The organism is Streptosporangium sp. NPDC001681, assembly GCF_040298085.1.
Classification (GTDB): domain Bacteria; phylum Actinomycetota; class Actinomycetes; order Streptosporangiales; family Streptosporangiaceae; genus Streptosporangium.
Window position 1 is genome coordinate 1 of record NZ_JBEOZN010000196.1, and the last position, 14,612, is coordinate 14,612.

At 70.7% G+C, this 14,612-nt stretch carries 14 protein-coding genes and 2 pseudogenes; 4 read left to right on the top strand and 12 right to left on the bottom strand.

What is annotated here, in order from left to right; genetic code table 11:
• Positions 1-91: 91 nt before the first annotated feature.
• The 7 genes and pseudogenes from ABT130_RS44610 to ABT130_RS44640 all read right to left on the bottom strand — a co-directional run.
• Positions 92-469, bottom strand: coding sequence for a GntR family transcriptional regulator (locus ABT130_RS44610; protein WP_350912302.1), 378 nt, complete (start codon positions 467-469; stop codon positions 92-94).
• Positions 466-1,350 (bottom strand): hypothetical protein, encoded by an 885-nt coding sequence (locus ABT130_RS44615; protein ID WP_350966068.1) that lies wholly within the window; start codon positions 1,348-1,350, stop codon positions 466-468. The genes ABT130_RS44610 and ABT130_RS44615 overlap by 4 nt, the downstream gene beginning before the upstream one ends.
• 187 nt (positions 1,351-1,537) lie before the next feature.
• Positions 1,538-1,801 (bottom strand): annotated as a pseudogene (locus ABT130_RS44620) (formylglycine-generating enzyme family protein); the annotation flags it as partial.
• A gap of 569 nt (positions 1,802-2,370) precedes the next feature.
• Positions 2,371-2,709: a hypothetical protein gene (locus ABT130_RS44625; RefSeq protein WP_350966070.1), complete on the bottom strand. Its 339-nt coding sequence runs from the start codon at positions 2,707-2,709 to the stop codon at positions 2,371-2,373.
• Between the two features lie 565 nt (positions 2,710-3,274).
• Positions 3,275-4,048 carry a hypothetical protein gene (locus ABT130_RS44630; RefSeq protein WP_350966071.1) on the bottom strand — a complete coding sequence of 258 codons (774 nt, stop codon included), beginning with the start codon at positions 4,046-4,048 and terminating at the stop codon, positions 3,275-3,277.
• The gene (locus ABT130_RS44635) at positions 4,048-4,875 is read right to left on the bottom strand and encodes an MbnB/TglH/ChrH family RiPP precursor modification enzyme (protein ID WP_350966072.1); all 828 of its coding nucleotides are present in this window, start codon (positions 4,873-4,875) and stop codon (positions 4,048-4,050) included. Before ABT130_RS44635 ends, ABT130_RS44630 begins: the two co-directional genes overlap by 1 nt.
• A gap of 352 nt (positions 4,876-5,227) precedes the next feature.
• Positions 5,228-5,485, bottom strand: a pseudogene (locus tag ABT130_RS44640) (helix-turn-helix domain-containing protein); the annotation flags it as partial.
• A 149-nt stretch (positions 5,486-5,634) separates the two neighbouring features.
• Between ABT130_RS44640 and ABT130_RS44645 the strand changes: the two are divergent.
• Positions 5,635-6,027, top strand: a complete 393-nt coding sequence (locus ABT130_RS44645; protein ID WP_350966073.1) for a VOC family protein — start codon at positions 5,635-5,637, stop codon at positions 6,025-6,027.
• A 29-nt stretch (positions 6,028-6,056) separates the two neighbouring features.
• Here ABT130_RS44645 and ABT130_RS44650 read toward each other — a convergent pair whose 3' ends face one another.
• The 3 genes from ABT130_RS44650 to fdxA form a co-directional block, all read right to left on the bottom strand.
• Positions 6,057-6,203, bottom strand: coding sequence for a hypothetical protein (locus ABT130_RS44650; protein ID WP_350966074.1), 147 nt, complete (start codon positions 6,201-6,203; stop codon positions 6,057-6,059).
• Between the two features lie 34 nt (positions 6,204-6,237).
• Positions 6,238-6,891 (bottom strand): helix-turn-helix transcriptional regulator, encoded by a 654-nt coding sequence (locus tag ABT130_RS44655; RefSeq protein WP_350966081.1) that lies wholly within the window; start codon positions 6,889-6,891, stop codon positions 6,238-6,240.
• 133 nt (positions 6,892-7,024) lie between these two features.
• Complete coding sequence (gene fdxA, locus ABT130_RS44660) at positions 7,025-7,369, bottom strand: ferredoxin (protein ID WP_350966075.1); 345 nt, start codon at positions 7,367-7,369, stop codon at positions 7,025-7,027.
• Positions 7,370-7,554: 185 nt separating this feature from the next.
• Here fdxA and ABT130_RS44665 point away from each other — a divergent pair, with 185 nt between their 5' ends.
• Both ABT130_RS44665 and ABT130_RS44670 read left to right on the top strand, forming a co-directional pair.
• Positions 7,555-8,208: a response regulator transcription factor gene (locus ABT130_RS44665; protein WP_350966076.1), complete on the top strand. Its 654-nt coding sequence runs from the start codon at positions 7,555-7,557 to the stop codon at positions 8,206-8,208.
• A gap of 73 nt (positions 8,209-8,281) precedes the next feature.
• On the top strand, positions 8,282-9,484 hold the full coding sequence (locus ABT130_RS44670; protein ID WP_350966077.1) for a sensor histidine kinase: 1,203 nt from the start codon (positions 8,282-8,284) through the stop codon (positions 9,482-9,484).
• 11 nt (positions 9,485-9,495) lie between these two features.
• On the opposite strand, the gene ABT130_RS44675 is transcribed toward ABT130_RS44670, so the two are convergent.
• The gene (locus ABT130_RS44675) at positions 9,496-10,893 is read right to left on the bottom strand and encodes a S41 family peptidase (RefSeq protein ID WP_350966078.1); all 1,398 of its coding nucleotides are present in this window, start codon (positions 10,891-10,893) and stop codon (positions 9,496-9,498) included.
• 122 nt (positions 10,894-11,015) lie between these two features.
• Positions 11,016-13,919 carry a HelD family protein gene (locus ABT130_RS44680; RefSeq protein WP_350966079.1) on the bottom strand — a complete coding sequence of 968 codons (2,904 nt, stop codon included), beginning with the start codon at positions 13,917-13,919 and terminating at the stop codon, positions 11,016-11,018.
• 366 nt (positions 13,920-14,285) lie between these two features.
• Here ABT130_RS44680 and ABT130_RS44685 point away from each other — a divergent pair.
• The coding region (locus ABT130_RS44685) for a class I SAM-dependent methyltransferase (RefSeq protein ID WP_350966080.1) at positions 14,286-14,612 on the top strand (327 nt) is incomplete at its 3' end.

The following is a 14,612-nucleotide window of genomic DNA, read 5'->3' on the forward strand; positions in this document are numbered from 1 at the left end:
AGGGAGCCGCAGCGTGCTGCGGTGACCGACGACAACGCGGCGAGGCGCCGCCTGACCGACCGCGGTAGGCAAAAGATCCGCAGGACAGGGCCTAGGTGGGGATCGTGGGATCCCCGGCGGCCTCCCGCAGCGCGGCGAGTGCCTCTTCGGCTGATCCGCCGAGCCTGATCACCTCGGCGAGATAGACGGAGGCGTGCCGCCGGATCAGGTCGGCCCGCGCCACCCAGGGCTTGGACTGGGGAAGTACGCGGGTGCCGTCGCCGCGCTTCGCGGTGACGTGACCGGACTGTTCGAGCTCCTTGTAGGCCCGGGCCACCGTTCCCGCGGCCAGTCCGAGGTCGGCCGCGAGCTGGCGCACTGGCGGCAGCCGGGCGCCCGCCTCCAGAACCCCGCAGCCGATCAGTTCGGCGAGTTGCGCGCGGACCTGCTCGTAGGGGGGTGAGGGGCTGGTGACATCAACCTTGATCATGAAACCTTGACTTTAGGCGAGGAGAGCAGCTCGGCGAGATACCAGATCGCCGAACCTGCGGCCAGGAACGCGACCCCGATGAGGGCGGGGGGCGCGGTCATACTCCAGTCGGGAAGGTAGGCGCTGTTCTTGACGGTGCCGGCGGCGATCAACGCGATGCCGCTCAACGGCAGTGCCACGCAGAGCCCGTAGGCCGCGGTGACGACCCGTGCGGAGTGGGCACGCTGTGCTTCGTCCACCGCCCTGGTGGCCGGATCGAGGCCTGGGCGGCCACGCCGGACGATGCGGTGCAGCACCAGGGCGGAGAGCACCAGCGCGACCGCCAGCGCGGCCAGGATCGGCCATGCGTAGAACCAGCCGGGCCACGGGCTGGTCGACTGGCGAACCATGCCGTCCGGGCTGAAGGTGGACAGGGTCCGCCCGGGCCGGCCCAGATCATCGGCGCTCGCCGTGGCGACGGTGACGGTCAGCAGCCCGACAGTGATCACCGACAGCGTGGCGGCCAGCGACGTGGAGAACCTGGGCAGGTAGTGGCGAATCCTCCGGGTCTCCAGTGACGCGTCCCGGATCGGGCCGCCGGGAGGCTTGGCGGCGAGCTCTCCGGCGAGGGTGCCCAGGATGAGGCAGAGTCCCAGGACCGGGGCGGCGAGCATCGGTCCGCGCCCGAGGGCGCCGGTGTCGGCGATCAGTCCGGCGGCGACGATTCCGGCCACCAGGCCGATGACCCTGGCCAGCAGGGCCCGCCGCGCGGTGGTCCGCAGTGCGCGAAGGCCGTCATCGACCGGCAGCCATACGGTCCGTGCCATGGACACCAGCACGGAGATGAGCACGACCGCGAGAGTCAGGAGGATCAGGGCGATGAACGGGATACCGATGGACATGCGACTCCTTGTATCAACAAAGCGATACAAATAGTCGCACGCCCTGTTCGCTTGTATCAAATCATTGATACAAGTCGCCGTTCCGCTCGGAGGGGTTGATCCCGGGTCTGAGACCTCCGGTCAGAGGTCGCCCGCGAGTCCGAAGCCGCGAGTCCGAAGCCGGCGGGGCCGCGCCCGAGGTCCCTGGTCAGAGGTCGGCGGCGAGGCGGAAGCCGGTGTTGCCCGAGCTGCTGTCCGGGGTGTTGGAGCTCCGGGCGGCGACCCGGTAGCGGTTGCAGTAGGAGTCGTGGCACAGGTAGGAGCCGCCCCGTATCACCCGCGAGGTTCCGGTCTCGGGTCCGCGAGGATCCTCAAGCGGCCGGGAGAGATGGTCGGTGCCGAACCAGTCCGCGCACCACTCCCAAGCGTTGCCGACCATGTTGTGCAGGCCGTAGCCGTTGGGCCGGTACGACGGGTAGTTGCGCTCGGCGAGCGTCTCGGCGGGCAGCGCGACGCCGGTGTGGTCGAGGATGGTGCGGAACAGGTCGCAGTGGGTGACCATCTCGGACCTGGACTGGTCGCCGAGCAGCGCGCCCGGCCGGTTCAATCGACGGTGTCCCTGATGCGGCGATGAGCGGTCCGAACCTGCGGATCCGCCCGGGCGGCGTGCCGATCCGCGACACCGCACCCACGAACGGGCATGGGAACGTCGTGTGCGCCGACGGCGATCCGGGTCCCTCGGAACCGCTCCTCGGGGGCGACCAAGGCATGCCCCGATGAGGTCCGCCCCTCTCCCTCGCGCGATCACGGCCGGCGTGGCCGTGCCGTGAGGGGCGCCGGTCTCCGTTCCGTGCTCGCGTGCGTCGGGGCGAACGGCCCTTTGGTCAGGGGGACTTCGCGAGCGACGGCAGGGTACGCGAACAGCGGAGCTCCAGCCCGTGAAAGTCCTTGGGCTGGAGCTCCGCTTCTTCGTTCACGGCCGGTCCGACCGGTGAGACGCGTTTGACCGCGCGGTTCTGCCGTCCGGTGTTCTGTTCGTGGTTATCGGCAGAACCTGTCGTAGCCGTCGTCGTAGCCGTCCAGCCAGCCTCTGTCGTAGTCACTTATTCTTAGTGCGAGGCCGGGCAATTCTCCTGATTTCGCCCGCGGCCTTGAGCAGTCCTGGCCGGCGGCCCGGTAGCCGTCCCGGTAGCCGTTCCAGTACCCCCCTCTCGGGTCCCTGGCCGGTGGGGTCGGCTCCGTCACCCTGGCCGGCAGGGTGCTCACCGCCGGTGACGCGGGATCCGGCGCGGCCGAGGCGGGTGAGATCGAGACCGGTCCGAGGGCCAGGACCGCGAGAAGCGCCGGACCGAGAACCATCAGCTGTCGCTTGCCGTACATGGGTTCCTCCTCTGAATGGCCGCGAGTGTGAATCACTTGGCGGCCATGGGCACCAGGCACGATATAAGGCGAACCGTTTACGGCAAGGGATCTGATTGCTCGCTTTCTCATTCTTGAAGTAGGTATGGGCGAAGCCAATTTCCCCGGGATTTCTGTTTGTTCCGGCGGCTTCCGGGAAACCGCGTACTGGACTCGGCCGCGAGATCTCCCAGGACGTGAACCGGCCGGCCACGGCAACTGGAAGAGGAGCGGGGTTGTCGACGCCCCGCTCCTCTTCTAGCCGTTGCCATGGTTATGGCTAATGACCACATCGGCTGCATCTGCTCCCACCACAGTGGTCCGGTGCCTGGTCGGAGGTGAGATCGACGATGGGCTCGAACACGAATGTTTGATCGGTGCTGACATCGACCGGTGTCTCTGTGCTCATGGGCTTCCTTTCACAGTGTGACCCGCTGTGGGCGGACCACAGCTCGACGACCCGTTGCCGGGCCGATTTCCGCGCCGTTCGAGTGACCTCGGTGAGGTCGGCGCGGAGCCTGATGGGGATGGCCCTCCAGGAGCCCTCTCAGTAACGGTCAGGGGTGAGGTTCAGCACGCCGGCCGCCGCGAACCGGGTGAGCATGCCGGTGACCTGGTCGGAGTCGGCGCCGACCGCCGCGATCACCTCCGCGACGTTCCGGGTGCCGTCGCAGCGGCTCAGCAGGGCGGCGGTGGCGTCGTTGATCCGGTAGACCCGGATGGCCGGCTCACCCCACCGGCGTTGCAGCAGGATCGACGTGTGCCGGGCGGGCAGTCGCGAGGGCGGCACCTCGGCGGTGACGTCGTGATCGAAGGAGGCGATCCGGACGGTGGGGGAGACGCCGAGCATCCCCCGTACCGGTCCGTCCGGCGCGCGGACCGGTTCTCCGGCTGCCTGGGCGGCCCGCCGGTCACCGGAGAGTTGCCCGCACAGCAGTTCATAGCGGGCGAAGTCAACCAGTGGCGCCGGCACCCGGCCGTCGATCCACGTCACCAGTTGCCCGGCCTCCCCGGAATCCACAACCCCCTCGCCCGGTCGCGGCCGGCGAACGGTGGCGGCGGCGAACCCGTCCAGCAGCTCCGGATGGTGGGCCTTCAGCTCGGCGGCGGTGGCGGGCAGGCAGGCCGTCACCTTCTGTACCAGCTTGCTGCGGACGCTCTCGCCGGTGACCCGGAATCCCGCGGGGGAGGCGCCTGCCAGCATGGCCAGCTCGGCGTCGCTCAGCCCGTAACGGTGCCGCAGCCGGGCAGGATGCTCACGCAACGTCGCCAGCTCGGCCTCGCGGGTCAGCACCGCGGCCAGGGCCTCCAGCAGGCCCATCAGGCGCTCCCTGCCAGGAGGGTCCGGGCCCGGTCGATCTCCGCCAGCAGCTCGTACGGATCATCGGGGAAGTTCCGGTCCCGTTCCACCAGGGTGGCCTGAACGGTGGTGCGGCCCACCAGTTCGGCCAGCAGCTCCCACACCCGGGGCGGTACCGGTTCACCATGGGTGTCGAGGGACGGCTCGCCGTCGCCTGAGTCCTCACCGCCCGCCAGGTGCACCTGCGCCACCCGCTCCACCGGGATGGTGCCGAGGAACTCCAGCGGATCGAAATCGTGATTGCGGGCGTTGATGTCGAGATTGGTCAGGTCCAGTAGCAGATGACACTCGCAGTTCTCCATCACCTCGGCGATGAACTGCGCCTCGCTGAGCGGGCCGGCCAGATCCACGTAGTAGGTGATGTTCTCCAGCAGGAACGGCGCCCCCACCGCGTCCTGCACCTTCTGCGCCCGGCGTCCCAGCCGGCGTGCCGTCTCCCGGGTACGGGGCAGCGGTACGAGCACCCCGAGCGCCACCTGATCGGTCCGGGTGAAACAGAGATGGTCGCTGAACCACGGCGCGTCGACCTCGGCGACCAGAGCCGCCAGCGCCTCAAGGTAGTCCCCGTCGACCTCGCGGTCCGACCCGATGGACATCTCCACCCCGTGCGGCACGATCGGGAACCGGGTGGCCAGCGCGCGCAACCGTTCCCGCCTGTCGGCCGGGGCGAACAGGAAGTGCTCAGTGATCACTTCCAGCCAGTCGATCCGGTCGGCATGCTGGTCGATCATCTCTGCGAGCTCGGCCCGGTAACCCAGGCCTGAGCCCAGCTCGCGCAATCCGAACACCGTGCACCCCCAAGATCCAGCGTGTGTCGCCATCCAGGGATCTCGCGTTGCCAGCCAGTCCGTCAGTACTCCCGAATGATTCCCGAGCCCGTTCCCACCACACTCCCCAGGCAGACAAATGCTGAATTATGCCGAAAAAAGCGGATATGCATAGAAATGTGGAAAACGTTGATGATGAGTTGTCGGCGGCTGCGAAGATCTAATCTTCGAAAGATCTTGGATATGCGGGCCGGGGATCCCTTCCCCGTTTCCAGGCGGAAAGGCGCCTCGTGAGGTGGCCGCGTCGAACCCGCCACCCGTCGCCGCGAACGGTGGCCGGGGCGGCGGCTCGGCGCCTGGCGGGTGCCGCCGGTCAGGGGGCCTGGAGCAGGGCGTGGGCGAGCTGGCCCGTGACCCGGTTCTCCCACTGCTTCGTGGTCCACGCGCATTCGCGGGTCATGACGAGGAACAGGTCCGCTGAGAGCAGGGCGACGGTGATGTCGACGACGTGCCTGAGGGGGTGGCCCTGGTCGCCGCAGTGGAAGTAGACGGTCGGGGCCGACACCCCGGCGGCGTCCGCGATCTCCTGAAAGGTCGTCCCGGTGTGGCCGTGGGTGACGAACAGCCCGTGCGCGGCTTCGACGACGCGGAGTCTGGTCTGCGCGGACCTTCGGTTCCGGCCGTTGACCTCTGACGCCGAACTATGGTCACACTTTAAAGTGTGATCTCAACAACTTCATATCCGCGTCGGCGCCTCCGCCGGCCGGGAAGGGGGGACCGATGACGGCCCTGGGCGGATTCCACCACGTCAAACTGCCGGTCTCGGACGTGCGCAAGAGCATCGAGTGGTACGGGCGGGTGCTCGGCCTTGACGTGGCGATCGAGTTCGTCGAGGCGGGCGTGCTGCGCGGTGTGGCGCTGCGCGACCGGGACGGCACCCTGATGCTGGCGCTGCGCGAGGAGCCCCGGCTGGCCGGGGAACTGCGGGGGTTCGACCCCGTCGCACTCGGCGTGCCGACCTACGACGCGCTGGTGGAGTGGTCGGATCACCTCGAGGCCGTCGGCGCCGCCCACTCCGGAATCGCCGAGGCCAGCATCGGATGGCTGATCAGCGGGGTGACCGACCCCGACGGCATCGAGATCCGCCTCTACACCCTGCAGAAACGCGGGTAAACCCACCGCGGACCACCGTCCCGGCCGGTTCACGCCGTCAGCAGCAGGATGCCGGTGACGGGCAGGGCGGCGACCTTGGCGGTCTCAAGGACGATGTAGGCGTGGTGGCCCATGGCCGGCACCATCCCGAGCCAGACGAACGTCACGCCGGTGGCGGCGGCCGGTGCCGGGGTCATCCGTGGATCCCTTCTCTTTCGCGGGCGTTGCCGGTCACCGGGTGCCGCCCGCTGTCGTGAGGTGCGCGAGGCACAGGTCGGGTTCGGCGAACGGGACGAGCCGGTCCACGGTCACCTGGGCGCCGAGCGCCGCCATCGCCCCCCGCATCAGCCCGAGGTGCAGCGGGCAGATCACCGCGGCCCGGGTCTCGACCAGCTCGACGAACGGGCAGTGCCGCAGCCCGATCTGCCGAGGATCGCCCGCCGGCCGTTCCTCCGGCGCGAACCCGAGGTCGTCGAGCAGCCGTACCAGCTCGCGCACCGCCTCCTCGCGGGGGAGAGCGGCGGACGGAGCGGGCCGGTCGACCAGAAAACCGCCCCAGGCGCGTCCGGCCTCGGTGGCCCTGGCGGCGGGGTCCGGGGCGGCGGCCAGGTCGCCGGCCAGGATCTCGGCGAGCAGGCGGTAGTTGCGCGGTCCGCCGAGATCCATCCCGGGCCGCGCCCGGAACACCAGGGGCGGCCGGCCGGGACCGGCGGGCGCGGCGTGGACCCGCTCGACCTGGCCCGTCTCCGCCAGGGCGTCGAGATGGAACCGCACCGTGTTGGGATGAACGTCGAGTCGCGCGGCGATGTCGCCGATGCCGAGCGGTGAGGTGGATTCGCGGAGCATCGTCAGGATGAGCCCTCGACGGCCGGTCGCCTGTGCCACGGGGCGTTCGGCGGCCCACGCCGGCGTCTCGGGGCGCCGGGCGTCTCGTGCGGGCGCCCCTTCGGGCGGCGCGCCGCCCGAGCCGTCGGTGTCATCGGTCCCATGAGGTTTCCATCGCCCGGCCACGTCCGCCTCACGCCCCCTGTGGCGGCAGCGCCGTGACCATCGCGGTGTCGACACCCAGCGCGCCGATCTTGGCCGCGCCGCCGGGCGATCCCAGGGGAGCGTCCCGGCCGGGCAGGGTCTCGGTGAAGAACCGCTCGTTGTCGGCCAGGTAGACGCCCAGCGAGGCGGGGAGATCGTCCTCGTAGTAGATCGCCTCGACCGGGCAGACCGGCTCGCACGCACCGCAGTCGATGCACTCGTCCGGGTTGATGTAAAGGCTCCGGCCGCCCTCGTAGATGCAGTCGACCGGACACTCCTCCACGCAGGCCAGGTCCTTCTCATCCACGCAGGGGAGCCCTATCACGTAGGTCATGTCCCGAGTTTACACAAAAGAAAATTGTATAAATAGGCCCGATGAGAGGAACGCGATGCCCGACCACACGGTGACCGGGGCATGAGCCCGTACGATCATCGGCGGGTATGGCCGGAGCGGTGACGACAGAGGTGTGGCGCGGGCGTTAACGCCGTTGTTACCGGTGGTCGGATACGACTTCGATCATGCGGATACTGGTGGTGGAGGACGAGCGGGATCTGGCCGACCTGGTGGCCGTGGGGTTGCAGCGGCACGCGATGGCGGTGGACGTGGTCTACGACGGCGAGGCCGCGGTGGAACGGCTGGCCGTCAACGACTACGACGTGCTGGTGCTGGACCGGGACCTGCCCGGGATACCCGGCGACGTGATCTGCCGGGATCTGGTGCGGGCCGGGGCACGTACCCGCATCCTGATGCTGACCGCGGCCGCGTCGGTGCCCGAACGGGTCACGGGGCTGGGGTTGGGGGCCGACGACTACCTGCCCAAACCCTTCGACTACACCGAACTGGTGGCGCGGGTGCGGGCCCTGGGACGGCGCAGCCAGGCGCCGCTGCCACCGGTGCTGGAACGGCACGGGATCGTGCTGGACCCCCAGCGGATGCAGGTCTCCCGCGACGGCCGCTTCCTGAGGCTGTCGCTGAAGGAGTACGCGGTGCTCGAAGTGCTGATGCGGGCGAACGGGAGCGTGGTGAGCGCCGAGACGCTGCTGGAGTCGGCCTGGGACGAGCACGTCGACCCGTTCACCACCGTGGTGCGCGTCATCATCAGCCGGTTGCGCGCCAAGCTCGGCGACCCGCCGTGCATCAGGACCGTGCCGGGCGCCGGGTACCTGCTTTGACCCGGCTTACGGTCTGGGAACGCGCGGCGCCGGATGTCCGCCGTGACCCGGCGTACGATCTGGGAACTCCGCCGTGACCCGGCACGCGGCCTGGAAACCCTTCGGCACGGTACGAGCGCGCCTCACCCTGCTGTACACCGGCCTGTTCCTGGTCACCTCGACGATCCTGCTCATCGTGGTGAACCTGCTGCTCACGAGCACGCTGGAGAGCCGGGTCAGCTCCATCGTGGAGGACTTTCCGCCCTTCGGCGAATTCCCCGCGCCGAGGGCACCCGGGGCGCCCGGGTGCCCCGGGTGCCTGGTGCGGCCCGAGGTCGTCGACACCATGAACGCTCTGTCCGGTGCGGTGCTGCGGTACCAGTGGACCGTCAGCGCGATCGTGATCGCCGTGCTCACCGTCGTCTCGGTGGTCGCGGGCTGGTGGCTGGCCGGGCGGGTGCTGAGCCCGCTGCGGCACATCACCGCCACCGCGCACCGTCTCTCCCTGTCCAACCTGCACGAGCGGATCGCGCTGGCCGGTCCCCGCGACGAGCTCACCGACCTCGCCGACACCTTCGACGCGATGCTGGAACGGCTGGAACGGTCGGTGGACAGCCAGCGCCGTTTCATCGCCAACGCCGCCCACGAACTGCGGACTCCGCTGGCCGTCCAGCGGGCCGCGATCCAGATCGGGCTGGACGACCCGCTGCCGGGCCGGCTGATCCCGGTACGGGAGAAACTGCTGACCGCCAACCGGCGGACCGAGCGGCTGATCGACTCGCTGCTCCTGCTCGCCCAGGCGGAACACGGCCCAGACAGTATGGAGCCGGTGGCCCTCGACGCGCTGATCCGCCAGACGGTCGAGGAGACGGCCGCCGACGGTGCCGTCATGGGTGTCGTCATCACCTCGGACACCCGGCCGGTCGTCGTCGCGGGTGACCCGGTACTGCTCGGCAGGCTCCTGACCAACCTGCTGCAGAACGCGGTCCGCTACAACCGTCCCGGCGGGACCGTGCACGTCGGCCTCACCGAGGCGGGTGTGCTGACCGTCCGCAACACCGGCCCGGACGTGCCCGCCGAACGGATCGCCGAGCTGTTCCAGCCGTTCCGCAGGCTGCACTCCCGGACCCGGAGCGCCGACGGCGCCGGTCTCGGTCTGTCCATCGTGGCCTCGATCGCCCAGGCCCACCACGCCGCTCTCGCCGCCCGGCCCAACCCCGGTGGCGGCCTTGAGCTGACCGTGAGGTTCCCCGTCCCCAGCACCGGAACGGAGCCCGGCAGCCGCCGGGCTCCGTGATCGAGGAGGGCCTACTTCAGCAGGGTCAGGGCCTTCGCGACGCCCGGGTCGCGTCCGGCGGACAGGTCCGCGGAGGTCATCGGGGCCTGGTGGTCGGGGGCGACGCCGATGGTGTTGACGACCTCCCGGTTCGCTCCGATCTCGTGGACCCTGGGCAGGATGAGGATGCTGCCGTCGTCGAGCAGATAGCCGGCTCCGGGGCCGGACACCGCGCCGGCGGTACGGGTGCCGACCAGGGTGCCGAGGCGGAGATCCTTGACCGTACTGGTGAAGGAGTCGCACGCCGAGGCGCAGTTGCGGTCGATGAGCGCGACCAGGGGCAGGCCCAGCAGTGGCACGGTGTCGTCGCTCCGGTTGGCGGTGCAGCGGTCGCGCACGTCGCACCAGTAGCTGGTGGCCTTGCCGTGCGACCAGGCGCCGAGCAGCCTGGCGACCTCCTGCGGGCTGCCGCCGCCGTTGCCACGCAGGTCCAGCACCACCCCGCGCAGGGTCGCCTGCTCGCGCAGGGAGGCGATGGCCTGCAGGACCTTGTCCGCCGCGCCGGGGAAGAAGGCCGGCAGCGCGACGTAGGCGACGGCGCCGGACAGCAGCCTGGAGTCGACCTTCGGCTCCGGCCCCGAGACGGGCGCGGGCGTCACCGAGGCGGTGACGGTGCCGCCGGTGGAGGGACGGCGCAGGGTGAGCCGGATCGCCTTCCCCGCCGGGGGCCTGATGATCCCGTCAAGGACCCCCTGGGAGAGCACCCCGTTGACGAAGAGCGGCACCTCGTCGACCGCGACGAGCTCGTCGCCCGGCCGGATCCCCGCCTTGGCGGCCGGGCCGTCAGGAAGAACGTCGGTGACGAAGGCCGGCGGGGTGGCCGCCGGATCGGCCACTCCCGGAGGACGGATGCCGGAGAGACGGGCGCCGAGCGACACTCCGTCAGGAGTCGGACGACCCCAGTTCGCGTGGTTGTCGTCGAGGCTCTTCACCATGCCCCGCATCGTCGCCTCCGCGACCGCCTGCCGTACCTCGGGGTCGGCCGGCAACGTGTCGACGACCTTCTGGTAGACGGTGCGGAACGCGGCCCAGTCGGCGTCCTTGCGGCCGGTGAGCGCCGGCAGCGTCGCGTTCGGCCGATCCAGCCCGCGGCGCTGCAACTCCTGGGTGAGCGCGGTGAACGCGGGCACCAGCAGCGCGCGGGGGTCCAGGACCGGACCGCTGTAGTAGTTGGCGAAGACGCAGCGGTACGCCTGCTCGATGGTGGTGACGGTGGTCGGCTTCAGCGCCGGAGGTCCGGACGGGCCGGACGGGGGCGTGCACGCCGGTGGCCGGCCGCCGGCCGCGCGGTCGGCGCTCGCGCCGGTGGCCCCGGAACCGATGAGGGCGGCCAGCGCGACCGCGACGACGAACGATTTCCTGTTTCTCATGCCGCCGAGCATCGCGATCATGCCGTTGCCGGGATGTGAACGCGAACGTTAACACCGCCGTAGCGGTCCCTCCGGTAGGGAGCACCGCGCTCGGGCGGGGTGATCCACCCGGCCGCGGCGGGTCAGCCCGGAGCCTGGCCGAGGGCGGTGGCCAGATCCTCCCCGGCCCATCCGGTGCCGTCTCTCCAGATCGTCGCGATGTCGAAGGCGGTGGTCAGCATCGCCGGCGCCCATGCGGGCTCGGGGGCCTGGGGGAGCACGAGGAAGAGGTGCTCCGCGCGGTCCCCGCCGACGTGCTGGACCTCCATGATCCGCAGTATCGCCTCGCGCATCCGCTCGTAGGTGTGCCCGCCCTCTCCCAGGACCTCGTACAGGACCGCTCCCCGCGGACCCTTGCAGGTGATGTCGGCGAGAGGGGACTGCGAGGGGGCGAGCCTGGCCCCGTGCAGCTCGGCGATGAGCCGGTAACGTACCTGCTCGTGGACGTGGCACTGCCTGTCGGCGCCGACCCGCTCCTCCAGTGAGGAGGCGAAGGACCGGAAGCTCTCATCCGTGGCCGGGGTGTCGGGCCTCATCGTGATGTTCTCCTCGGCGCTGGTGGGTTCCTCCGGTACGGGGTGTGCCGATCCGTTCTGCGCGGTGATCGTGGCAGTGGCCGGTTTCCCGGGCATGGTGAGCGTTGAGATGGCGAGTTCTTTCGGTACGGGGTGTGCCGACCCGTTCTGCACCGTGATCGTGGCAGTAGCCGGTTCTTCCGGCGCCGCGAGCGCCGGCGCCTCCGGTCCGCTCAGCACCTCGGGGAGCGGCGCCGCGTGGACGACGGTGAGCGACTGGGTGCACCTGGTGATCGCCACATAGAGCCGGCGCGGTCCCGCGGGCCCCTGGTCGGCGATGGCGGCGGGTTCGACCACCACGACGTGGTCGAACTCCAGGCCCCTGGCCATGGTCGCGGGCAGCACGCTCACCGGTGGCACGTCGTCCGCCGCGACGGTTCCCTGCAGCGCCGCTACCTTCCGCTCCAGCTCCTCCAGCAGCGCGGTGCCGTCGGGGGCGATCAGCGCGACCGACCGCGACCGCTCCAGGTCGGCCGTGGCGAGATCCAGCGCCCGCGCGAGGGCCTCGTCCGCCAACCGCTCGGGTCCGGTCCGCGCGATCGTCAGCGAGGTCTCGTCGGCGGGGCGTACCGACACCGGGACCGTGGTGGACAGGGACACGGCCCTGGCCAGCGGCGCCGCGAACCGCATGACCTCGTCGGGGACCCGGTAGCCCACGGCCAGCTCGGCCAGGTGCCAGCCGTCGCGCCCGCTCAGGATTCCGGCGAGCCGTCCCCACACGTCGTACTGGCGGGCGCCGGTGGTCTGGGCGAGGTCGCCGAGCACGGTCATCGAGCCGCCGGGGCAGCGGCGGGCGATGGAGCGCGCCTGCATGGGGGTGAGATCCTGGGCCTCGTCCACCACGATGTGCCGGTAGCGGCGCGGCTCGTCCCCGGACAACAGGTGGCGCAGCTCCTCAAGGCAGACGAGGTCGTCGAGAGTCCAGGGCTCCTCGGAGGCACGGCTCACCCGGGGGCGCAGCACCGCCTCCCGCTCCTGTTCGGTCAGCACGCCGGGAGCCGCCGCGTGGATCGCGTCCGGGTCGTTCAACGTCCTGCGCAGGATGGTCTCGGCGTTGAGTGCGGGCCACATCGCGTTGATCAGGGAGGCCACCCGGCCGTGCTTCTCGATCCCGGACCGCAGGGCGCCGTCCGGGCGCTGCCCGGGAAGCGCCTTGGCGTACCTGCTCAGCAGGCGGTCGACGAACGTGTCGACGAACTTGCGGCGGCGGACCAGGTAGGGGCCGCTGGAGTCGCGCGCCTCGACGGCGAGCGCCTCGATCTCGGCGCCGGGAAGCGTCAGCGCGGCTCCCCGGTACGGGGTGCTGAAGACGTCGTCGCTGATGTGCGAGGCCGGCGCCTCGGGCCGGATGCCGCTCTCGACGACGCGGCGCAGCACCTCGGCCATCCGCTCGTCCGACTTGACCAGGTGCGCCGCGGGGGTGTCGACGGCGCGGACCTCGCCGTCCCAGAGCCGCGCCACCTCCACCGTCGCCACCCCCCGGCTGCCGAGCCTCGGCAGGACCTGGCTGACGTAGCGCAGGAACCCCCGGTGCGGTCCGATCACCAGGACGTCGTCCGGGGTGAGCCCCCGGTTCGTCGGGTCCAGCAGCCAGACGACGCGGTGCAGGCCGACCGCGGTCTTGCCGGTCCCCGGGCCGCCCTGCACGACCAGCACCCCCGGCCGTCCGTCGGAGACCAGGTCCAGCTGGTCTCGCTGGATGGTCTCCACGATGTCGCGCATCAGCCCGTCGCGGGCCCGGTCGAGGTCGGCGAGGAGGAAGGCGTCGGCGTTCTCGCCGGGCGGCTCCTCGGTGGGGGAGACGGCCTCGAGGACCTCCTGGAGTCTGCGGTTCGCGACCCGGGGCCGGATGTCGTCGAGGTAGTCGGTCACCGTGCGCCCGTGCAGGCGCAGCTTGCGGCGGAGCCGGATCTCGCCGGGGCGGGAGGCACGGGCCTTCATCCAGCGGACCGCCTGCTCGGTGGTCCAGCTGATCACGACGAGATCGCCCTCGGCGTCGCGGACCGCGCGGCGTCCGATGCGCCAGGTCTCCCGGCCGTCCGGGTCGTCGGCGACGTCGACGCGCATGAAGACGAGCGGTTGCTCGCCGAGGTCGTCCTCCACCCCGAACTCGGGGGGCACGTCCGGGACGAAGGGGAGGCCGGTGTCGGGATGCTCCTGGCCGTGCGTGCTCCTGACCCGGTCGGCGCCGAGCCGTCTGCGCTCGACGCAGTCGTACGCGTGGTCGACGGCGCGCTGCTCCTCGGCGATCACGGCGATGCGCTCCTCGTGCGGGATCACCAGGGCACGGATGCCCGCGCCCGGCCCGCTCGTCTGGTCGCCACTCGCCGCTCCGGCGGCGCGGTCACCACTGGCCGCCAGGGCGACGGGGTTGCCGCCCCGGGTCAGGGTGGCACGGTCGACGCTGCCCATGTTTCCTCCGAGGTCGGTGCCCGGCGGCACTGCTGGACTGGGGTTTCCCGCGACGGGACGCGCGGCCCGAACCGGACCGGAGCGAGGGGACTCCGCTCGGTAATCCGATCGAGTGTGCGCCGCGTCACACTCATGGACCGTAGACCATCTTCCGAGAAATGTGAACTGAACGCACAAAGATTTTTTGTGTGAACCTAAGTCCTGAGTGTTGTCTTCACGATGGACTCTTCCCGGGAGAGCATCCCCGGCCAGGCGCCGGTGGCGTACGGACACCGGTTGTGCGGCGTCCACCCGCGAAACGACCGTGGTCGTCCACCGCCGAGCCGCTCAGCCGCGTGGCAGCCGCCGGAGAGTTACGTTGAAATCATGACGAACTCCTCAATACAGGACACGCGGTCGCGTCGATACTGGGACAGGCAGGCCGACTCGTACGACCGGCGGATGGAGTTCGTCGAGCGCCGCTTCTTCGCCGGCAGCCGTCCGTGGCTGTGCGGGCAGGCGTCCGGCGACACCCTGGAGGTGGCGGTCGGCACCGGGATGAACCTCGCCCACTACCCAGGAGACGTCCGGCTGACCGGGGTGGAGTGGAGCGCCGCCATGCTCGCGGTGGCCCGGGGCCGGGCCGGGGGACACGGGCGGGGGGGCGGCCCGCCGCCCGGCGGCCCGCCCGCCCAGACCAATCCCCACCACCGC